The organism is Nocardioides aurantiacus (genome assembly GCF_003752505.1).
Taxonomy (GTDB): domain Bacteria; phylum Actinomycetota; class Actinomycetes; order Propionibacteriales; family Nocardioidaceae; genus Marmoricola; species Marmoricola aurantiacus.
On sequence record NZ_RKHO01000001.1, the window covers coordinates 1,219,711 to 1,239,789 of the forward strand.

Below are 20,079 nucleotides of genomic sequence, written 5' to 3' on the forward strand. Positions count from 1 at the left end.
CCTCGGGCGGGTCCTGCGCCGGTCGGGCCCTAGCGTCCCTCGGCGTGGGCCGCGTCGCGGATCTCGCCGACCAGCTCCTCGATGACGTCCTCGAGGGTGGCCACGCCCACGACCTCGCCCTGCGGGTCGACCACGCGGGCCATGTGGGCGCCGCGGGCCTGGATGGTCTGCAGCGCGCCCACCAGGGTGTCCTCGGTGCGGACGGTCGCGAAGGGGCGGATCCACTTGTCCTCGACGATCCGGGCCCGGCCCTGCGGGTCGGACTGGAGCACGTCCTTGATGTGCAGGTAGCCGACGAGCGCGCCGTCGTCGGCGGCCACCGGGAAGCGGGAGAAGCCCGTGCGGGCGCACACCACCTCCACGTCGGAGGCGCGGGCGCCGCGGCGTACGGTCTCCAGGTCCGCGAGGGGCAGCAGCACGTCGGCGACGGTGCGCGAGGTGAAGCCCAGGGCTCCGGAGAGGCGCTCGTACTCCCGCTCCTCCAGCAGCCCCTCGGCCCGCGACTCGTCGACCATCGCCTCCACCTGCTCGCGGGTGAAGGACGAGCTGACCTCGTCGCGCGGCTCGATGCGCAGCAGCCGGATCAGGCCGTTGGCGATGGCGTTGAACAGCCACACCACGGGCCGCAGCACGGTGATGACGAGCATCATCGGCGGGCCGAACAGCAGCGCGGCCCGCTCGGGCCCGGCGAGCGCGAGGTTCTTGGGCACCATCTCGCCGAGCACGACGTGGAGGTAGACCACCACGACCAGGGCGATCACGAAGGCGACCGGGTGCACCCACGACTCGGGGACGCCGACGGCGTGCGCGAGCGGCTCGAGGAGGTGCGCCAGCGCCGGCTCGGCGACCGCGCCGAGGCCCAGCGAGCACACGGTGATGCCGAGCTGGGCGCCCGCCATGACCAGCGAGACCTTCTCCATCGCCTGGAGGGTCGAGCGCGCCATCCGCGAGCCCTGCTTGGCCCGTGGCTCGATCTGGGTACGCCGCGCGGAGACGAGCGCGAACTCCGCGCCGACGAAGAACGCGTTGGCGAGCAGCAGCGCGACGCCGAGCAGCAGGGCGGCCTGGGTGCTCATCGGGCCACCTCCCCGTCGCTGCGGGAGGACCGGGTGGCCGGGGTGTCGACGGACGTCTGGTCGTCGTCGTCGGGCAGCAGCCGCCGGATCGAGATCCGGTCGACGCGCAGCCCGTCCATCCGCTCCACGCGCAGCACCACGTGCTCCTGCACCGGGGCCTCGTCGTCGTCCTCGGGCACCTCGACCGGCAGCGGCACCAGTGCCCGGTCGCCGCGCTCGGGGATGCGGCCCAGCTCGCGCACCAGGAGGCCCGCGATCGTGTCGTAGTCCTCGTCCTCGGGGAGCTCCAGGCCGGTGGCGGCGGCGACCTCGTCGGGCCGCAGCAGGCCGGAGACGATCCAGGACCCGTCGGGCCGCTGCCGCAGCCGGGAGCCGTAGCGGTCGTGCTCGTCGGCGATGTCGCCCACGATCTCCTCGACGACGTCCTCGAGCGTCACCACGCCCGCCGTCCCGCCGTACTCGTCGGAGACGATCGCCATCTGGAACCCCTCGCCGCGCAGCAGCGAGAGCAGCGGGTCGAGCCGCAGCGACTCGGGCACGACGGTGGCCTCCACCATCACCTCGCGGATCAGGGTGTCGCTGCGCTCCGAGCGCGGGACCGCCACGGCCTGCTTGACGTGGACCGAGCCGACCACGTTGTCCGAGGTGCCCTTGATGACGGGGAACTTCGAGAACCCCGTCGAGCTCGACAGGTCGATGATCTCGCTGACCGGGTCGGTGGCGTCGACGCAGGCCATCTGCACCCGCGGCGTCATGATCTCGCCGGCGGTGCGCGGGCCGAAGGCCACCGAGCGCTCCACCAGGTTGGCCGTCTCGCTGTCCAGGGTGCCCTCGGTGGCGCTGCGCTTGGTCAGCGACGCGAGCTCGTCGACGGAGCGCGCCGAGCGCAGCTCCTCCTGCGGCTCGGCACCCAGCGCGCGGACGATCGCGTTGGCCGAGCCGTTCAGCAGCCGGATCGGGCCACGCATCGCGGTGGTGAAGAACCGCATCGGGACCTGGGTGGCCTTGGCCGTGGCGAGCGGCAGGGCGATGGCGAGGTTCTTGGGCACCAGCTCGCCGAAGATCATCGTCAGGCCGGTGGCCAGCACGAGGCCCGCGGCCACCGCGATCGGCGTCACCGCCGACTCCGGGGTGCCGACCAGCTCCAGCGGTCCGCGGATCAGCTCCGAGATCGCCGGCTCGGCGAGGAAGCCGATCGCCAGGTTGGTCAGCGTGATGCCGACCTGGGCCCCTGAGAGCTGGGTCGAGAGCGACTTCAGCGCGACGCGGACACCCTCGGCGCCCTTGTCGCCCTCGGCGGCCGCCTTCTCCACGCTCGAGCGGTCGACGGTGACGAAGCTGAACTCGGCTGCCACGAAGACGCCGCAGGCCAGCACGAGGCCGGCCGAGACCGCCAGCAGGAGCCATTCCATGCCCCTATTGTGGGGGGTCCCGACCGCGCCGGTGACCGCGCCCGTGCGTGCGGGTCACCCGCCGGAACACGTCGGTACCCCCGGGCGTTGACCAGGTGTCGGGGAGAGGTGGTCGACCGTGCTGAGGTTCACCGGTGCTGCAGCCAGCGATCGCGGTCGGGTGCGCGACCACAACGAGGACTCGGGGTACGCCGGTCCCGGCCTGCTCGTCGTCGCCGACGGCGTCGGGGGAGCGGCCGCCGGAGAGGTCGCCTCGGCGACCGCCGTCTACGTGCTCTCGGCGCTCGCCCTCCAGGGGGCGTACGCCGACCCGCTGGCCGCGCTGCGCAGCGGCGTACGACTGGCGCAGGAGCAGGTGGCCCTCGGTGTCGCCCAGGACGAGCGCCGCGCCGGGATGGCCACGACCCTGACCGCCGTCCTCGGCGACGGTCGTCGGTTCGCGCTGGCCCACCTCGGCGACTCCCGGGCCTACGTCTGGCGGGGGAGCGCCCTGACCCGCGTGACCCGGGACCACACCTACGTCCAGGACCTGGTCGACGACGGTCGGCTGACCCCTGCCGAGGCCCGCGAGCACCCGTGGCGCCACGTGGTGGTGCGCAGCCTGGGCGGCGACCCCGCGGAGACCGGCGACCTGACCTGGCTCGACGTGCGCCGCGGCGACCGGGTGCTGCTGTGCAGCGACGGGCTCACCGACCTCGTCGACGAGGCGGCGATCGCCGCTGTGCTCGCCGCCCACCGCTCCGACGACGCCGCCGTGACCGCCCTGGTGGCGGCGGCCAACGCCGCCGGGGGCCGCGACAACGTCACCTGCGTGCTGGCCACCGTCGTGCCCGGCGTGCCGGCCAGTCCCGAGGGAGTGCTCGTCGGGGCCGGGCGCGACCCGCGCCTGGTGGTCGACGCCGCGGCGGTGCACGTGCGGCGCAGCGCCTGAGTTTCCGCGTTCTGCTGGTCACGGCCGTGCCCATGCGTCACAATGGGCGCACAAGTCCACATCTGCACCGCACGTCATGTGACCTGCCTGCTCGTTCGAGTCCGCTGGGGAAGGCGTACCTCGACGCCGAGCCTGAGGAGGTCCCCGTGAGTGCTGCAGCCAACCGTCCCACCACGCGTGGTGTGCTCTACGTGCACTCCACGCCCTCTGCGCTGTGCCCGCACGTCGAGTGGGCCGTCGGCGGTGTGCTGGGCATCGCCCCCCGCGTCGAGTGGACCCCCCAGCCGGCCCAGGCCGGCCACTACCGCACGGAGTACTCCTGGTCCGGCGACACCGGCACCGCCGCCGCCATCACCTCGGCGCTGCGCGGCTGGAACCACCTGCGCTTCGAGGTCACCGAGGAGGCGACGTCGTCGACCGAGGGCGCGCGCTACTCCGTCACCCCGACGCTCGGCGTCTTCCACGCCGTCACCGGCCTCCACGGCGACGTGATGATCCCCGAGGACCGGCTCAAGGCCGCCGTCGTGAAGGCGGCCCTGGGGGAGACCACGCTCGAGCTCGAGGTCGACAAGCTGCTCGGCAAGGCGTGGGACGCCGAGCTGGAGACCTTCCGGCACGCCGGCGAGGGCGTCGCGGTGCGCTGGCTGCACCACGTCGTCTGAGGCTGCACGCGGAACCTCAGCTCCCCGGCGTACGACGCTCCTGGTGCGCCAGGAAGTCGACGAGGTCGCCGACGTGGACCAGCTCGCGGGTGACCGCGTCGGGCACGCGCACGCCCAGCCGGCGCTCGCAGCCCTCCAGCACCTCGATCATCGACAGCGAGTCGACCCGCAGGTCGTCGACGAACCGGTGCTCGGGCCGCACGTCGCCCGCAGCCGTGCCGGTCACCAGCTCCACCAGCTCCGCCACCTGGCGCAACCGCGTGGGGTCGACCGCGGAGGTCCGCTCCGGGTGGGGCGCGGCCGTCCCGCCGGGCGGACGGCGTCGGCCGGGCCGGGGCGAGGGTCGGAGCGCCGGTCTCGCGGCGGGGCGGGTGAAGCGGGGCGGCACCCGCGGATCGTACCCGTCGAGACGGCTCGCAGTCGTACCCCGATCGGGCCCCTCGCAACCGAGAATCGCCCACCAGGACAGGGGATTCGCCCCTACCGTCCACCTGTCGGCCCCGTCGCGCGGCGACCGACCGGAACCCGACCGTGCGTGGTTGACTCTGCTCGGGAGGCCCGCCGAACCCCAGGAGTGTGCATGACCACGGAGCCCGACGCGGCTTTCGAGCTGCAGCGCGTGACCATCCACGGTCACGAGCGCGCCTTCGTGCGCGCCGGTTCGGGCCCGGCGCTGCTGCTGCTCCACGGGCTCGGCTGCGACCACACGACGTGGTTCCCGGCCATCCGCGACCTCGCGCGCCACTTCACCGTCATCGCACCCGACCTGCTGGGCCACGGCGTGAGCGCCAAGCCCCGGGCCGACTACTCCGTCGGCGGCTACGCCAACGGCATGCGCGACCTGCTGACCGTGCTCGGCGTCGACAAGGTCACCGTGGTCGGCCACAGCTTCGGCGGCGGGGTCGCGATGCAGTTCGCCTACCAGTTCCCCGAGCGCACCGAGCGGATGATCCTGGTCGCCCCCGGCGGCCTGGGCCCCGAGGTGACGCCGCTGATCCGGCTGATCACGCTCCCCGGCTTCCACCAGGCGATGGGCCTGGCCACCCTCCCGGGGGTGCGCCACGTCGGCAAGGCCGGCCTGCGGGCGCTCTCGCGCACCGGCCTGCACGGCACCCGCGACCTGGGCGAGGTCGCCGACATCTACGAGTCGTTCAAGGACCCCCGGGCCCGGGCCGCGATCGCCCACGTGGTGCGCGCCGTGGTCGACATGAAGGGCCAGATCGTCACCATGGTCGACCGTGCCTACCTGACGCAGGCGATGCCGATGCTGGTGGTCTGGGGCACCGACGACATGGTCATCCCGGCCACGCACGCGAACAACGCCGCGCGCACCGCGCCGGGCGCGGTCGTGGAGATCGTGCCCAACGCCGGGCACTTCCCGCACAAGGACCACCCGGAGCGGTTCGTTCGGGTCGTCCAGGAGTTCGTCCGGGCGACCCACCCCGCGTCCTACCACCGCGGGCGCTGGCGCACCCTGCTCCGCAACGGGCCGGCGCTGCCGTCCAACCGGGCCGAGGCCGGCGAGTCGCCGATGACCCCGGTCGCCCAGCTGCCCGGCGCCTGACCCTCCCGACTCGCGGGCGGCCAGGCGCCGGATCGCGGGACCTCAGGCGTCCCCGCCCTCCTGGGCGACGTCGGAGACGGCGGTCGGGTCGTCGATGCGGTACTTCTCGAACGCCTCGGTCACCAGCTCCGGCTTGACCTCGCCGCGCTGGGCCAGGGCCCGCAGGGTGGCCACGACGACGCTCTCGGCGTCGACCTGGAAGTAGCGACGGGCGGCCGGGCGGGTGTCGGCGAAGCCGAACCCGTCGGTGCCGAGCACGTGGTAGTCCTCGGGCACCCAGTGGGCGATCTGCATCGGCACCGCGCGCATGTAGTCGCTGACCGCGACGACGGGGCCGATGGCCCCCTCGAGCTTGGTGGTGACGTAGGCGTCGCGGGCCTTCTCGCCGGGGTGGTTCAGCGACCAGCGCTCGCAGTCGACCGCCTCGCGGGCCAGCTCGTTCCACGAGGTCACCGACCACACGTCGGCGGCCACGCCCCACTCTTCGGCGAGCAGCTGCTGGGCCTTGAGCACCCACGGGAAGCCGATGCCCGAGGCGAGCAGCTGGGCCCGCGGGGCCTCGCGGTCGCCCGAGACCTCGGGGGCGTCGTTGAACTTGTAGATGCCCTTGAGCAGACCCTCGAGGTCGAGGTCCTCGGGCTCCTTGGGCTGGCTCACCGGCTCGTTGTAGACGGTCATGTAGAAGATGACGTCCTCGCCGTGCGGGTGCTCCTCGCTGGAGGTGTACATCCGGCGCAGGCCGTCCTGCATGATGTGCGCGACCTCGTAGGAGGTGGCCGGGTCGTAGTGCACGACGGCCGGGTTGGTCGCCGCGAGCAGCGGCGAGTGGCCGTCGGCGTGCTGCAGGCCCTCACCGGTGAGCGTCGTACGGCCGGCCGTGGCGCCGATGAGGAAGCCGCGGGCCAGCTGGTCGGCCATCGCCCAGATCGAGTCGCCGGTGCGCTGGAACCCGAACATCGAGTAGAAGATGTAGAACGGGATCATCACCTCGCCGTGCGTGGAGTACGACGAGCCGGCGGCCGTGGCCGAGGCCATCGCGCCCGCCTCGGAGATGCCCTCGTGGAGCAGCTGGCCGTCGACGTCCTCGCGCCACTTCAGCAGCAGCTTGCGGTCGACCGACTCGTAGCGCTGGCCGAAGGGGTTGTAGACCTTCGCGCTCGGGAACATCGAGTCCATGCCGAAGGTGCGGTACTCGTCGGGGGCGATCGGCACGATGCGCTTGCCGATCTCCTTGTCCTTCATCCAGTCGCGCAGCAGGCGCACGACGGCCATCGTGGTCGCGACCTTCGACTTGCCCGACCCGGCCTTGAGCTCCTTGTAGCTCTCGTCCCCGGGGACCTTGAGCTCCTTGGCGCGGATCACCCGGCGGGGGATCGAGCCACCGAGCTGGCGGCGCCGCTCGAGCATGTACTGGATCTCGTCGGAGTCCTTGCCCGGGTGGAAGAACGGCGCGGTGCCGTCGGCCTCGTAGGCCGCGGTCAGCTCCTTGTCCGACATCGGCAGGTAGAGCCGGTCGCGGAACTTCTTGAGGTCGTCGAGCTTGAGCTTCTTCATCTGGTGGCTGGCGTTCTTGCCCTCCAGCCCCTCGATGGTCCAGCCCTTGACGGTGTGGGCCAGGATCACGGTCGGCTGGCCGGCGTGCTTGGCGGCGGCCTCGAAGGCGGCGTACACCTTGCGGTAGTCGTGACCACCGCGCGGCAGCTTCTCGATCTGCTTGTCGGTCATGTGCTCGACCATCTTCTTCAGGCGCGGGTCGCGGCCGAAGAAGTGCTCGCGGTTGTAGGCGCCGTCCTCGACCGAGTAGGTCTGGAACTGGCCGTCGGGGGTGCTGTTCATCGCGTTGACGAGCACGCCGTCGACGTCGCGGGCGAGCAGGTCGTCCCACTCGCGGCCCCAGATCACCTTGATGACGTTCCAGCCGGCGCCGCGGAAGTTGGACTCCAGCTCCTGGATGATCTTGCCGTTGCCGCGCACCGGACCGTCGAGCTGCTGCAGGTTGCAGTTGATGACCCAGGTCAGGTTGTCGAGCTCCTCGCGGGCGGCGACGGTGATCGCGCCCAGCGACTCGGGCTCGGCCATCTCGCCGTCGCCGAGGAAGGCCCAGACCGACTGCTGCGAGGTGTCCTTGATGCCGCGGTTCTGCAGGTAGCGGTTGAAGCGCGCCTGGTAGATCGAGTTGATGCCGGTGAGGCCCATCGAGACGGTGGGGAACTCCCAGAAGTCCGGCATCAGGCGCGGGTGGGGGTAGGACGGCAGGCCCTTGCCGATGCCGTGCTGCACCTCCTGGCGGAAGTGGAGCAGCTGCTGCTCGGTCAGCCGGCCCTCGAGGTAGGCGCGGGCGTAGACGCCCGGCGAGCCGTGGCCCTGGATGTAGACCTGGTCGCCGCCACCGGGGTGGTCGTGGCCGCGGAAGAAGTGGTTGAAGCCGACCTCGTAGAGCGAGGCGGAGGACTGGTAGGTCGCGATGTGGCCGCCGACCTCGAGGCCGGGGCGGTTGGCGTCGGAGACGGTGACGGCGGCGTTCCAGCGGATGAACGCGCGGATCCGGCGCTCGATGTCCTCGTCGCCGGGGAACCACGGCTCCCGCTCGGGCGGGATCGTGTTGATGTAGTCGGTGCTGCGCAGCGCCGGCACCCCCACGGAGCCCTCACGGGCCCGCTCCAGGAGCCGCAGCATCACGTAGCGCGCCCGGTCGCGACCGCGGTCGCCGAGCATCGCGTCGAACGAGTCCAGCCAGTCCTGGGTCTCGTCGGGATCGATGTCGGGGAGCTGCGTGGGCAGTCCCTCGTGGATGACGGAGGCGCGGGGTGCGGAGGCCTGCGGGGTGGGGGCCTGGGCCGGCACGACCGTCTGCTCGGCCTGCGAAGAGGTCTTCTCGGAGTCGCTCACAGCCCAATCGTGCCACCGTCGGCGGCACGGGAGAATTTACTGGCGAGTACGCCGTCCCGACCTCACTCCACCGACGGCGGGCCGTCCTTGGTGACGGCGTTCTCCACGGTGCGCTTGATGAGCGCCTCGAGGTCGAGACCGGTCGAGGTCTTGAGCATCGACAGCGTCTCGACGACGTTCTCGGTGACCTGCTTGGGGATCGCGCCTGCGCCGTCGGTGGAGACCACCGTCAGCTGGTCGATCGCGGCGATCGGGGCGGCGACCTCGCGCGCCACCTGGGGCAGCACCTCGATCAGCATCTGCAGCACCGCGGCGTCGTTGTAGTGCGCGAACGCCTCGGCGCGCTTGTCCATCGCCTCGGCCTCGGCCTGGCCGACGGCCAGCGTGGACGCGGCCTGCGCCTCGCCCTCGGCCCGGGTGGCCTCGGCCTCGGCGACACGGCGGGAGCGCTCGGCCTCGCCGCGCTTGAGGCCCTCGATGGCCTCGGCCTCGGCGAGCGCCGTACGCCGTGACTTCTCCGCCTCGCCGGACAGGCGGGCCTCCTCGGCCTTGGCCTGCGCGGCGGCGATGGAGGCGGCCTTGCGGGCCTCGGCACCGGCGATCTCGGCGGTGCGGTTGGCCTCGGCCTCCTGCTCCACCTTGTAGCGCGCGGCGTCGGCGGGCTTGCGCACCTGGGTCTCGAGCTGCCGCTCGGTCAGCGCGGCCTGACGCACCGCGACCTTCTCCTGCTCGAGCAGGATCGCCTGGTCGCGGTCGGCCTGCCGCAGCGGCCCGGCGGCCGCGGCCTGTGCCGAGGCCGCGTCGGTCTCGGCCTTGATCTCGGCCTGCTTCAACGCCAGCGTCCGCTGGGAGATCGCGATCTCCTCCTCGGCCTTGATGCGCGCCTGCTCGGCCGCCTGGCGGGCGTTGGCCTCGGCGATGGACGCGGCCTGGCCGATGCGCGCGGCCTCGGGGCGGCCGAGGTCGGCGAGGTAGCTGCCGTCGTCGGTGACGTCCTGGATCTGGAAGGTGTCGAGGATCAGGCCCTGGCCGGTGAGGGAGTTCTCCGACTCGTCGGCCACGCGCTGCGCGAAGGCGGCGCGGTCGCGGATGATCTGCTCGACCGTCAGCCCGCCGACGATCGAGCGCAGCGCGCCGGCCAGCACCTCCTGGGTGAACGCCTCGACGTCCTGCTGCTGGGAGAGGAACCGCTGCGCGGCCAGCCGGATCTGGTCGGCGTTGCCGCCGACCTTGACGATGGCCACGCCCTCGACGTTGAGCTTGATGCCCTGCCCGGAGACGGCGCCACGGATCTGCACCGAGATCCGCCGGCTCGACAGGTCGAGCGTGGCGAGCTTCTGCACGAACGGGATCACGAAGGTGCCGCCGCCGAGGATGACCTTCTGGCCGGACAGGTCGGTCGACAGCGCGCCGGTCTCGGGGTTGAGCACCGCCTTGCCCTTGCGCCCGGTGACGATGAAGGCCTGGTTGGGCCCGGCCACCTTGTAGCGGCTGGTGACGAGCAGCACGAGCAGGACCAGCAGGGCGACGAAGCCGAGCACGGGGATCAGGTAACCGGGCACGTGGGGCCTTTCCGAGGTGGGCGGTGGTGGGAGCTGGTCAGGGGGCCGTCAGGGGCCGAGCTCGCCCCACACGGGGGCGACGGTGACGGCGGTGGGGGAGAGGACGGCGGTGACGTGGACCGGCGTACCGGCCTCCAGGGGTGCCTCGGCCCGCGCGTTGAGGCGTACGACGTGCCCGCCGACCAGCACCCGGACGGTGCCGTAGCCCTCGGCCGGGACGGCGCTGACGACCTGCCCCTCGCGTCCGAGGACGTCGTCGGCCTCGGGCGTGCCGTCGCTGCCGCCGTCGCGGACCAGACGGGTGAGCCAGGCGGCGAACCAGCCGACGACCACGCCGGCCACGACGCCGACCGGGAGCGAGACGAGCACCGGTGCTCCGGCGGCCTCGGCCGCGGCGCCGCCGAAGCCGAGGGCGGCCAGGAAGCCTCCGGCGACCGCGGTCGAGAAGGCGTCGCCGGCGAGCGCGTCGAGGAGCCCGTCGAGCACGTCGCCGAGCAGCAGCGAGACGGCGAGCACGACCAGCCCGACGACGCCGACGACGAGGTACGCGGTCACCGTGGCCCCCCTGCCGGTGCGTGGTGCCCGGACGATCCGACCGGGCTGGACCCGGATCGTAGTCGCACACGGCATGTCACGACTCGGCTTCGGCGCGCCCGGGAGCGGGCGTGAGGCTTGCGTCCTGCGGGGAGGTCTAGTGGACTACACGCACATCACGCCCGGGAGGACCCGGCGCGTGCCACAGGGGGGACACGGATTTGGAGGCTGCAAGGTGAGCCCGAGCACAGGGGGCGACGTAGCGCTGGGCGACCGGTTGGGTCTGAAGCCCGGCACGGTCGTGCAGGAGCTCGGCTGGGACGAGGACGTCGACGACGACGTACGACGGGCGATCGAGGACGCCATCGACGCCGACATGGTGGACGGCGACCACGGTGACGTCGTGGACGCCGTCGTGCTGTGGTGGCGCGACGACGACGGCGACCTGGTCGACGCGCTCGTGGACTCCCTCACCGACCTCGTGGGCGGCGGCGCGATCTGGCTGCTGTCCCCCAAGGTGGGCCGTCCCGGGGCGGTGGATCCGGCGGATGTCGCCGAATCCGCTCCGATCGCGGGACTTTCCACCACCACGACCGTTGCTGTGGGTAGAGAGTGGACGGGCACCCGTTTGGTGGCGCCCAAGAGCCGCTGACGCACCTACAGGAGGCCCCGCTAGATGCCCTCGTTCGACAAGCTCGGCAAGCAGGCACTACGTCAGACCCGGATGCTCAAGGTGATGGCCACGAGCGGGGTGATCCGGCCCTACGGCCCCCGCAAGCTGCTCGGCATCGCCACCACGCTCCAGAAGCGCGGCATCGGCTTCGCGGGCGGCATGGGGGCGCTCGCCGTCCGCAGCGGTGACGAGATCGGTCTCGTCGACGAGCTCGGCGAGCTGACCTGGCGCGAGGTCGACGAGCGCGCCACCCGGCTGGCCCGGGGGCTGCACGGCGTCGGCGTCTCCGAGGGCGACAGCGTCGCGGTGCTGTGCCGCAACCACCGCTACTTCGTCGACGTCTCGACCGCGCTGTCCAAGCTCGGTGCCGACATCCTCTACCTCAACACCGCCTTCTCCGCCCCGCAGCTCGGCGAGGTGTGCGCGCGGGAGAAGCCGGTCGCGATCGTCTTCGACGACGAGTTCACCGAGCTGGTCGACAAGTCCGAGGTCGACCTCACCCGCGTGGTGGCCTGGCACGACGGCGAGCCCGACGGCTCCAGCACCCTGGTCGAGGACCTGATCGAGGGCGCCGGCACCGACGAGGTCGCCGTGCCCGGGCACACCACCCGCCCGGTGATCCTCACCTCCGGCACCACCGGCACCCCCAAGGGCGCGCCCCGCGACGAGGCCGGCATCGACGGAGCCGTGGCGCTGCTGTCGCGGATGCCCCTGAGGACCGGTGGTCGCACCTACATCGCCGCCCCGCTGTTCCACACCTGGGGCTGGGCCCACCTCAACCTCGCGATGCTGCTCGGCTCCACGCTGGTGCTGCGCCGCAAGTTCGACCCTGCCGAGGCGCTGCAGACGCTGCGCGAGCAGGAGTGCGACGCGATGGTCGTGATCCCGGTGATGATGCAGCGCATCCTCAAGCTGCCCGAGTCCGAGCGCAGCGGCGACTGGTCCTTCCTCAAGGTGGTCGCCGCCTCCGGCTCCGCGCTCCCGGGCGACCTGGCCACGGAGTGGATGGACGCCTTCGGGGAGAACCTCTACAACACCTACGGCTCGACCGAGGTCGCCTGGGCCACCATCGCCCAGCCCCAGGACATGCGTGACGCCCCGGGGACGGCCGGCAAGCCGCCGTACAACACCGTGGTGAAGATCTACGACGAGGACGGCAACCCCGTCGAGCAGGGTGACTCGGGCCGGATCTTCGTCGGCAACACGATGCTCTTCGGCGGCTACACCGGCGACACCGACGAGAAGAAGGACATGGTCGACGGCCTGATGTCGAGCGGCGACGTCGGTCGCTTCGACGACCAGGGCCGGCTCTTCGTGGAGGGTCGCGACGACGAGATGATCGTCTCGGGCGGCGAGAACGTCTTCCCGCAGGAGGTCGAGGACTGCCTCTCGCGCCACGAGGCGGTCTCCGACGTGGCGGCCATCGGCGTCGACGACGACGACTACGGCACGCGGTTGCGCGCCTTCGTGGTGACCAGCGGCGACGTCGACGAGGAGACCCTCAAGGGTCACGTCAAGGAGAACCTCGCCCGCTACAAGGTGCCCCGCGAGATCGTCTTCCTCGACGAGCTGCCCCGCAACGCCACCGGCAAGATCCTCAAGAAGGACCTCAAGGACTACGACGCCGAGGGCAACCCCGGCGCCGGGTCCGGGCAGGACTCCGGGCAGGACTCCGGGGAGGACTCCGGGCAGGACTCCGACGAGGCTCGCGGCGACGACGAGCAGGCCTCCTGAGGGCCCCCGAGCCCGACTGGCACGATGGCCGCATGACCCTGGCCATCGGTGAGCCCGCGCCCGACTTCACCCTGACCGACCAGCACGGCCAGGACGTCACGCTGTCCGAGCACGCCCGCGGCAAGGCGGCGCTGGTCGTGTTCTACCCGTTCGCGTTCAGCGGTGTCTGCACCGGCGAGCTCACCGGCCTGCGCGACCGGCTGGGTGACTTCGAGACGCCGGGCTCGACGCTGCTCGCGATCAGCTGCGACCCGCTGTACGCCCAGAGGGCGCTCGCGGACCGCGACGGGATCTTCTTCCCGCTGCTCAGCGACTTCTGGCCGCACGGCGAGGTGTCCTCGGCGTACGGCGTCCTCGACCAGCGCTCGGGCGGCCCGACCCGCTCGTCCTTCGTGGTCGACCGCGACGGTGTGGTGCGGTGGCACGTACACCACCCCCGCGGTCGCGCGCGTGATCTCGACGAGCACGCCCGGCAACTGGCCGCAGTGGTCTAGTGCTGTGGGACCAGATTCAACCAAGGGCTTGGATGGCGGACTTCCGTCGGGCAAGATTCCTCTTGTCGCGCCGCTGGTGACCCGAGACGCCAGCGGCGCGACTTCTTCGTTCCCGGACGCGTCACGCCTCCGAAGACCCGCTCCACTAGGGTGAGCCCGCGTGCCGGGGCTCCCGGCACCCCAGGGCGTATAGCTCAGCGGTAGAGCCCCTCGCTTACAACGAGGTGGTCGGGGGTTCGATCCCCTCTGCGCCCACCGCGACGTGTCGGTCGGCGGGAGGAGCGGACCTGGTGGACGGGGTGTTCTCCCAGGTGCTGCAGGTCGGCGGCCGCTCGAACTCCCTGGGTCGCACCGCCGAGGTCGTCGATGCCGTCGTCGCCGAGCCAGTACGGCTGCGCGAGCTGCTCGACTGTGTCCACGACCAGGACGCGTGGGTCCGGATGCGGGCGGTCGACGCCGTCGAGAAGGTCTGCCGCGTCGACCCGGGTCGGGTGGCGCCGTACGTCGAGGAGCTGCTGACGACCTGGACCACGAGCGACCAGGCGTCGGTGCAGTGGCACCTCGCCCAGGTGCTCCGGCAGGTCCGCCTGACCCCGGCACAGCAGGAGCGGGCGATCGCCTGGCTGGCCGCGCGGGTCGTCACCACCGACGCCGACTGGATCGTCGCCGTCGAGACGATGCGGACGTTGCTCGTCCTCGTCGACGCGGGCGTCGTTCCCGCCGACGTGGTGGCGGGTCTGGTCGAGGTGCAGCGCGGTCACCACTCCGCCTCGGTGCGCCGCAAGGCGGACCAGTTCCTCGAGCAGCTGCGCCGCACCGGGGGCTGAGGGCCTGCCGCTCGGTCCGAGCGTGCCTGGGACCCGGGCCGAGGGTCCGGGTGGTGGGCGGTCAGGCTCTTCGGGCGTTCGCCGTCAGGGGCGCGCGGGTGACAGGGACGACGGTCGAGTGGTGGCCGGTGGGCGAGGTCCACTCGTAGGTCGCACGGCTGCCGTCGCCGCGGCGCTCGTAGGTCCAGCCGCCGTGGGTCTTGGCGTGGTGGTGGCGCCGGCACAGCGGTGCGAGGTTGGGGGCGGTGGTCTGGGCGGGCGGGCCGCCGTGGGCCGGGTCGAGGTAGGGCTGGATGTGGTCGAGGTCGCAGCGTCGGGAGTCGGTGCGGCAGCCGGGGAACACGCAGTGGGCGTCACGCAGCAGCACCTGCTCGCGCAGCAGCGGTGGCGGGTCGTGGGCGTCGACGGTGCGGGTGTCGGCGAGGTCGACCACGGCCCGCACGCTGACCCGGCCGCCGGCGAGCCGGTGGCGGGCGAGCCAGTCGGCCAGCAGCCCGGTCGAGACCGCGCCGAGGCCTTCGACGGACGCGACGCCGGGCTGATCGGTGAGGTCTGCGGGGGTGAGGTGGACGACGAGGTCGAGCGACCCGGTGCCGCCGGGACTGAGTGCGGCGTCGGGTCGACCGGACATGAGGTCCAGAGCGTGCTGGGGGTCGGCCAGGACACCCACGGCGCGAGCGCGGCGTACGTCCAGAGGGTCGGTGTCACCCAGCTGCTCCAGGTCGGCCACGATCCGGGTCACGCTCTGGTCCAGCAGCTGCGCGTCGGGGGTGTCCAGGGTCATCACGACCTCGGTCGTCGCGGGCGCGGCGCCGTCACGGTGCAGCCACACGCCGCGCTTGGCCAGGGCGTCGTCCTCCTCGGCGACCGCGCGGTCGGGGTCGGCGTGCAGCCGCGCCTCGTGGGCCAGTCGGCGGGCGTCGACCAGCCCGATCCGGTCGGGGACGGCGCAGATCAGCCGGTCGGCGTGCAGGGCTGCGTCCAGGGACAGGTCGTGGGTCTCGCGGGAGATCAGCCGCGCCTGCCACACCCGCGGTCCGGTGAGCAGGGTGGCCTTGCCGAGCAGGGTCCACAGCCGCGGCAGCCGGAACGCGAGCTCGAGGGCGTCGGCGATCAGCTGCTGGGCGTGCAGCGCCGGCACCCCCAGCGCCGCGGCCAGCTCGACCGGCGCCTCCGGTGCCACCAGCGGCGCCCCCTCACCGGCCAGCGGTGTGATGGGGGCGGGGTCGCCGACGAGGCGGAGCTCGCCCCACCCGGCGTGGTCGACCACCCCGTCGGCATCCACCGGCGCCGGGTGCAGCAGCGCCCACTGCAGCGCCAGCCGGAGCTGTCGCAGCTGGGCCTCGTGCTCGTCGGCTCGCGCCTCCCAGGCCGCGTCGATCAGACGCGCCTTCTGGGATCGGGGTGCTGCGGTCATAGGTTCATCGTAGCCGGTCGGACCGACACTAGCGAACATGTGTTCGACGTGTGAAACCGAGGTGAGAGCCCTCTCATCGCGGGCTCACGGCCGCCTCACCGCCGGTGGCCAGAGTCGTCCTCGTCAGCCAGACACCACGACGAGAGGAACCACCATGAAGCTCATCCCCACCACCGTCCTGGCCCTCAGCGGCTTCACCGCCCTGGGCGTCCTGGGCCTGCAGACCGTGGACGCGACCGCCGGCGATCGCACCGAGGCGGCGGCGTACGGCAAGCGCGACAGCGAGGTCGTCGAGCTCGCCCTCGTGGACGACGACACCGACGACGACCGCGACCCCCAGACGCGCGACGGGCAGACGCGCGACGGCCAGACCCGGGACCCGCAGACGCGCGACGTCACCAAGGACACGGTCACCCGTGACCCGCAGACCCGCGACACCACCCGCGACACCACCCGCGACACCGTGACCCGCGACCCGCAGACCCGCGACGTCACCAAGGACACGATCACCCGTGACCCGCAGACCCGCGACACCACCCGCGACACCGTGACCCGCGACCCGCAGACCCGCGACGTCACCAAGGACACGGTCACCCGTGACCCGCAGACCCGCGACACCACCCGCGACACCGTGACCCGCGACCCGCAGACCCGCGACGACCAGACCCGCGACGACCAGACCCGTGACGACGACACGCGCGACGACGACACCCGCGACGACGACACGCGCGACGACGACACCCGCGACTGAGCCGCCGCAGGAGGAGGAGCAGCGATGACGCACGAGGACAGCTGGGACTTCGAGGCGGGGGACCAGGTCACCCCCGAGCTGGGCGTGGTCGAACGGCTCGGTGGTGGCGCCTCGTGCGAGGCCTACCTGTGCTTCGACGAGGTCACCCACGGCCCGGTCGTGGTGAAGGTGCTGCGGCCGGACCGCGTGGGCGAGGCCCGCGCGGCCCGGTCGCTCGAGCGGGAGGCCGAGGCGCTGCGGACGGTCAACCACCCGGTGGTGGTGCGGCTGCTCCGCGACGGACGCGACGACCCCCGCCCGCACCTCGTGCTCGAGGCGGCCGACGGGCCGCGGCTGTCCTCCCTGCTGCGACGGCACGGACCGCTGCAGCCGGAGCAGTACCTCCCGCTGGGCATCGACCTGGCGTCGGCGGCGGCGTACCTGCGCCACGTCGGGCACGTCCACCTCGACGTCAAGCCCGGCAACGTGGTCATGGGCGCGCCCGCGCGCCTGATCGACCTCTCCGCCGCCCGGCCCGTGGCCGAGGCGGCGGCGCTGCTCGACGTGGTCGGCACGGACGCCTACCTGGCTCCCGAGCAGTGCCTGCCGGGCCAGGTGGGTGTGCCGGGGCCGGCGAGCGACGTGTGGGGGATCGGGGCGACGCTGTTCGAGGCCGCGGCGGGCTACCGGCCCTTCGACGAGGGCGACCCTGCGGCGTCCGCGCCGGAGGCGGTGTGGCCGCAGCTCGAGCAGGTGCCGTACGACGTGCCGCGTGCCGTCCCTGCGACGGTGGCAGACGCGCTGCTCGCCTGCCTGGCGAGGCGACCCGAGGACCGGCCCACGCCGGCCGAGCTCTCCGACGCCCTGGCCCCGACGTACGCCGCCCTGCCGAAGGGACGCCTCGCGGGGTTCCGGGTCCGGTGATCAGCCGTCGAAGCGGTAGCCCATGCCGCGCACGGTGCTGATCGCGGCGGCGCCGAACTTGCGACGCAGGTAGCCGACGTAGACGTCGACGACGTTGGACCCGGGGTCGAAGTCGTAGCCCCACACGAACGACAGCAGCTGCTCGCGGGAGAGCACCTGCCCGGGGTTGAGCAGGAAGATCTCGGCCATCTTGAACTCGCGGGCCGAGAGGTCGACGACGCGACCGCCCACGGTCGCCTGCCGGGTGCGCAGGTCGAGGGCCACGCTGCCGACGGCGAGGCGGTCCTCGCGGCCGCCGGACTGGTCGTTGGCCTGACGCAGCCGGAGCCGCACCCGCGCGAGGAGCTCGGCGAAGCGGAACGGCTTGGCCATGTAGTCGTCGGCACCGCCCTCCAGCGCCGACACGGTGTCGGTGACGCTGTCGCGGGCGGTCAGCACGATGACCGGCAGCGCGCTGCCCTGGGCCCGCATCTGGCGCAGCACCTCGAAGCCGTCGATCCCCGGCAGGCCGATGTCGAGCACGACCAGGTCGAAGTCGCCGGTCAGGACGTAGTCGAGTCCGGTGTGGCCGTCGGAGGCCACGGTGGTGGAGAAGCCGTCGGCCGTGAGGCCCTTGGCCAGGAACGAGGAGATGCGGTGCTCGTCCTCGACGATCAGGACACGGGCCACGAGGTGGTTCCTTCCAGGGGGAGGTCGAGGACGAAGCGGGCGCCGCCGCCCGGGGCGTCCTCGACGCGGGCGGTGCCGTGGTGGGCCTCGGTGATGGCGCGCACGATCGACAGGCCGAGACCGAAGCCCTCGTCGCCCTCGGGCACCACGGCCCGGCCGAAGCGGTCGAAGATGCGCGTGCGGTCGGCGAGGTCGACGCCGGGGCCGGTGTCGGCGACGGCCAGGAGCAGCCGGTCGCCGACGACCTCGCCGGACAGCGTCACGGCGTCGCCCGGGCCGGTGTGCTTGACCGCGTTGTCGCACAGCTGGAGCAGCGCCTGGGTGAGCCGCTGCTCGTCGGCGGGCGCCTCGGTGGTCGCGGGCGGCAGCGGGCCGAGACGCCAGTCGCGCCCGGCGAGGCCCGTGGCCTTGCGGTGCACCTGCTCGAGCAGCGCCGCCACGGGGGTGGGACGCAGCCGGGCGAAGTCGGGGCGGTCGGACTTGGCGAGCAGGATCAGCTCGTCGACCAGCCGCGACATCCGGTCGAGCTCGTCGAGCAGCAGCTCGGAGGTCTGCGCGACGTCGTCGGCGTCGTGCGGGTCGACGACCTCGAGGTGACCGCGCAGCACCGTGAGCGGGGTGCGCAGCTCGTGGCCGGCGTCGTCGAGGAACTGGCGCTGCGAGCCGAACCCGTGCTCGAGCCGCGCCAGCATGTCGTTGAAGGTGCTGGTGAGCCGGGCGATGTCGTCGTCGCCGACCACGGGCAGCCGCCGGGAGAGGTCCGTGGCGCCGATCTCCTCCGCCGACGCGTGCAGCGAGCGGAGCGGTCGGAGCAGCCGGCCGGCCTGCAACCAGGCGGCGACGGCGATGAGGACCAGTAGCAGCACCGAGACGGCGGCGTAGGTGCGCATCGTGCTGCGGAGCTCGTCCTCCTCGTCGCTGAGGAAGTTCACGATCACCAGGGCGTCGGGGTCCTCCCCGGCGTCGCGTCCCGAGGCGGTGCTGACCGGCTGCACGGTCACGGAGTAGTCGCCGATGCCGTCCTGCTCGAGGTCGGCGGTGCCGCCGCGGGGGAGCAGGTCCGCGACCGCGGGGGCCAGCGCCGGGTCGGCGACCAGGCGGGCGCCGTACGCGTGGCGGGTGCGCTCCTGGGGCCGGCCCGCCCACCAGCCGACGAGCAGCTCGTCGTCGTCGGGCACGTTGCGCACCAGGTAGGTGCTGAGCAGGGCCTGGGAGGAGGTGAACGCGCGGCCGGTCACCGGGTCGACGCCCTGCTGCTGGAGCCGGACGAGCTCCGCGATCTCCTGGGCGGTGTTCTCGGTCACGATCCGCTGGACCCGCTGCGACTCCAGCGTGTGGACGAGCAGGCCCGCGGCGCCCAGGGCGAAGGCGCTCACCACGGCCACCGACAGCGCGATCCGGGTGCGGACCGACGTACGCCGCAGCAGGGTGCGCAGGCTGCGGCGGGGAGGGGGCTCAGTCGTCGTCCCCGTCGTCGTCGTCACCGTCGTCCTCGTCGTCCCCGTCGTCGTCTGCTCCACCTGCTCCGTCGTCGTCATCATCCACGGGCGCCGGAGCGGGGGTGACCACCCGGACGTCGTCGCGCCGCTCGGCGCGCTCGCGACGGCGCTCCTGCGCGAGCCGCTCGCGCCGCGCCTGGCGCTGCTCGGCGCGCTGGCGCCGCTCCGCCCGGGCGGCCTGGTCGCGCACGTCGTCCCCGGACTCGGTCGTCGGCCCGCCCGGCGGCTCCGTCGCGGAGTCGTCGACGACGATGTCCTGGCGCGGCGCGGGCGGGTCGACCGAGGAGCCGATCCCGCCGGCGGCGTACGCCCCCAGCGGGAGCAGCACCACCAGCACGGCGGCGAGGAGGACCTGGACCGGGCGGCTCATGCGGGGAGCCTGCCGGGCGCAGGTGGCAGCCGCGTGAGAGTCCGATGAGAGAGCTCTCACGAAACCCGCGACCCGCCCGTCAGGACGGACGGGGCGCACTGTCACCCCGTCT

General features: G+C 72.8%; 19 protein-coding genes and 1 tRNA gene. 10 read left to right on the forward strand and 10 right to left on the reverse strand.

What is annotated here, in order from left to right:
• Nucleotides 1-29: 29 nt before the first annotated feature.
• A complete protein-coding gene (locus tag EDD33_RS05840; RefSeq protein WP_123389502.1) occupies nt 30-1,076 on the reverse strand; it encodes a hemolysin family protein in 1,047 nt (348 codons plus the stop codon).
• Nucleotides 1,073-2,488 (reverse strand): hemolysin family protein, encoded by a 1,416-nt coding sequence (locus EDD33_RS05845; protein WP_123389503.1) that lies wholly within the window; start codon nt 2,486-2,488, stop codon nt 1,073-1,075. The genes EDD33_RS05840 and EDD33_RS05845 overlap by 4 nt, the downstream gene beginning before the upstream one ends.
• A 118-nt stretch (nt 2,489-2,606) precedes the next feature.
• On the opposite strand from EDD33_RS05845, the gene EDD33_RS05850 reads away from it, so the two are divergent.
• Nucleotides 2,607-3,419, forward strand: coding sequence for a PP2C family protein-serine/threonine phosphatase (locus EDD33_RS05850; RefSeq protein ID WP_123389504.1), 813 nt, complete (start codon nt 2,607-2,609; stop codon nt 3,417-3,419).
• Nucleotides 3,420-3,565: 146 nt separating this feature from the next.
• On the forward strand, nt 3,566-4,081 hold the full coding sequence (locus tag EDD33_RS05855) for a DUF3145 domain-containing protein (RefSeq protein ID WP_246003383.1): 516 nt from the start codon (nt 3,566-3,568) through the stop codon (nt 4,079-4,081).
• Between the two features lie 16 nt (nt 4,082-4,097).
• On the opposite strand, the gene EDD33_RS20265 is transcribed toward EDD33_RS05855, so the two are convergent.
• Nucleotides 4,098-4,469, reverse strand: coding sequence for an acyl carrier protein (locus tag EDD33_RS20265; RefSeq protein WP_211332438.1), 372 nt, complete (start codon nt 4,467-4,469; stop codon nt 4,098-4,100).
• A gap of 192 nt (nt 4,470-4,661) precedes the next feature.
• Between EDD33_RS20265 and EDD33_RS05865 the strand changes: the two genes are divergently transcribed.
• Nucleotides 4,662-5,645 (forward strand): alpha/beta fold hydrolase, encoded by a 984-nt coding sequence (locus EDD33_RS05865; RefSeq protein ID WP_123389505.1) that lies wholly within the window; start codon nt 4,662-4,664, stop codon nt 5,643-5,645.
• Between the two features lie 42 nt (nt 5,646-5,687).
• On the opposite strand, the gene aceE is transcribed toward EDD33_RS05865, so the two are convergent.
• From aceE to EDD33_RS05880, 3 genes are all read right to left on the reverse strand, one after another.
• On the reverse strand, nt 5,688-8,489 hold the full coding sequence (gene aceE, locus EDD33_RS05870; protein ID WP_123393077.1) for a pyruvate dehydrogenase (acetyl-transferring), homodimeric type: 2,802 nt from the start codon (nt 8,487-8,489) through the stop codon (nt 5,688-5,690).
• A 107-nt stretch (nt 8,490-8,596) separates the two neighbouring features.
• Entirely contained in the window at nt 8,597-10,096 is a 1,500-nt protein-coding gene (locus EDD33_RS05875) for a flotillin family protein (RefSeq protein WP_123389506.1), read from the reverse strand.
• A gap of 48 nt (nt 10,097-10,144) precedes the next feature.
• Nucleotides 10,145-10,651, reverse strand: coding sequence for an NfeD family protein (locus tag EDD33_RS05880; RefSeq protein ID WP_123389507.1), 507 nt, complete (start codon nt 10,649-10,651; stop codon nt 10,145-10,147).
• 214 nt (nt 10,652-10,865) lie between these two features.
• Here EDD33_RS05880 and EDD33_RS05885 point away from each other — a divergent pair, with 214 nt between their 5' ends.
• The 5 genes from EDD33_RS05885 to EDD33_RS05905 all read left to right on the forward strand — a co-directional run bounded on the left by EDD33_RS05885 (nt 10,866) and on the right by EDD33_RS05905 (nt 14,358).
• A complete protein-coding gene (locus tag EDD33_RS05885; protein WP_246003384.1) occupies nt 10,866-11,282 on the forward strand; it encodes a DUF3052 domain-containing protein in 417 nt (138 codons plus the stop codon).
• Nucleotides 11,283-11,306: 24 nt separating this feature from the next.
• A complete protein-coding gene (locus EDD33_RS05890; protein WP_123389508.1) occupies nt 11,307-13,037 on the forward strand; it encodes an AMP-binding protein in 1,731 nt (576 codons plus the stop codon).
• 32 nt (nt 13,038-13,069) lie between these two features.
• Nucleotides 13,070-13,531 (forward strand): peroxiredoxin, encoded by a 462-nt coding sequence (locus tag EDD33_RS05895; protein ID WP_123389509.1) that lies wholly within the window; start codon nt 13,070-13,072, stop codon nt 13,529-13,531.
• Between the two features lie 183 nt (nt 13,532-13,714).
• A tRNA-Val gene (locus tag EDD33_RS05900) sits at nt 13,715-13,786 on the forward strand.
• Between the two features lie 35 nt (nt 13,787-13,821).
• Nucleotides 13,822-14,358, forward strand: coding sequence for a hypothetical protein (locus EDD33_RS05905; RefSeq protein WP_123389510.1), 537 nt, complete (start codon nt 13,822-13,824; stop codon nt 14,356-14,358).
• A gap of 61 nt (nt 14,359-14,419) precedes the next feature.
• Here EDD33_RS05905 and EDD33_RS05910 read toward each other — a convergent pair whose 3' ends face one another.
• Nucleotides 14,420-15,775 carry an HNH endonuclease signature motif containing protein gene (locus EDD33_RS05910; protein ID WP_123389511.1) on the reverse strand — a complete coding sequence of 452 codons (1,356 nt, stop codon included), beginning with the start codon at nt 15,773-15,775 and terminating at the stop codon, nt 14,420-14,422.
• A 154-nt stretch (nt 15,776-15,929) separates the two neighbouring features.
• Between EDD33_RS05910 and EDD33_RS05915 the strand changes: the two genes are divergently transcribed.
• Entirely contained in the window at nt 15,930-16,526 is a 597-nt protein-coding gene (locus EDD33_RS05915) for a hypothetical protein (RefSeq protein ID WP_123389512.1), read from the forward strand.
• A gap of 24 nt (nt 16,527-16,550) precedes the next feature.
• Nucleotides 16,551-17,429, forward strand: coding sequence for a serine/threonine-protein kinase (locus EDD33_RS05920; protein ID WP_123389513.1), 879 nt, complete (start codon nt 16,551-16,553; stop codon nt 17,427-17,429).
• Here the strand turns inward: EDD33_RS05920 and EDD33_RS05925 are convergent, their stop codons facing one another.
• Genes EDD33_RS05925 through EDD33_RS05935 form a run of 3 tightly spaced genes read right to left on the reverse strand, consistent with a single transcriptional unit; the run spans nt 17,430 to nt 19,967 of the window.
• Entirely contained in the window at nt 17,430-18,098 is a 669-nt protein-coding gene (locus EDD33_RS05925; RefSeq protein WP_123389514.1) for a response regulator transcription factor, read from the reverse strand.
• Nucleotides 18,083-19,582 carry a sensor histidine kinase gene (locus tag EDD33_RS05930; RefSeq protein ID WP_170169712.1) on the reverse strand — a complete coding sequence of 500 codons (1,500 nt, stop codon included), beginning with the start codon at nt 19,580-19,582 and terminating at the stop codon, nt 18,083-18,085. The genes EDD33_RS05925 and EDD33_RS05930 overlap by 16 nt, the downstream gene beginning before the upstream one ends.
• Nucleotides 19,554-19,967, reverse strand: a complete 414-nt coding sequence (locus EDD33_RS05935; RefSeq protein WP_123389516.1) for a hypothetical protein — start codon at nt 19,965-19,967, stop codon at nt 19,554-19,556. Before EDD33_RS05935 ends, EDD33_RS05930 begins: the two co-directional genes overlap by 29 nt.
• Between the last annotated feature and the right edge of the window lie 112 nt (nt 19,968-20,079).

Coding starts and splice junctions, on each gene's coding strand:
- EDD33_RS05845 (WP_123389503.1), bottom strand. CDS start 2,488: ATGGAATGGCTCCTGCTGGCGGTCTCGGCCGGCCTCGTGCTGGCCTGC.
- EDD33_RS05890 (WP_123389508.1), top strand. CDS start 11,307: ATGCCCTCGTTCGACAAGCTCGGCAAGCAGGCACTACGTCAGACCCGG.
- EDD33_RS05920 (WP_123389513.1), top strand. CDS start 16,551: ATGACGCACGAGGACAGCTGGGACTTCGAGGCGGGGGACCAGGTCACC.
- EDD33_RS05915 (WP_123389512.1), top strand. CDS start 15,930: ATGAAGCTCATCCCCACCACCGTCCTGGCCCTCAGCGGCTTCACCGCC.
- EDD33_RS05910 (WP_123389511.1), bottom strand. CDS start 15,775: ATGACCGCAGCACCCCGATCCCAGAAGGCGCGTCTGATCGACGCGGCC.
- EDD33_RS05895 (WP_123389509.1), top strand. CDS start 13,070: ATGACCCTGGCCATCGGTGAGCCCGCGCCCGACTTCACCCTGACCGAC.
- EDD33_RS05935 (WP_123389516.1), bottom strand. CDS start 19,967: ATGAGCCGCCCGGTCCAGGTCCTCCTCGCCGCCGTGCTGGTGGTGCTG.
- EDD33_RS05840 (WP_123389502.1), bottom strand. CDS start 1,076: ATGAGCACCCAGGCCGCCCTGCTGCTCGGCGTCGCGCTGCTGCTCGCC.
- EDD33_RS05865 (WP_123389505.1), top strand. CDS start 4,662: ATGACCACGGAGCCCGACGCGGCTTTCGAGCTGCAGCGCGTGACCATC.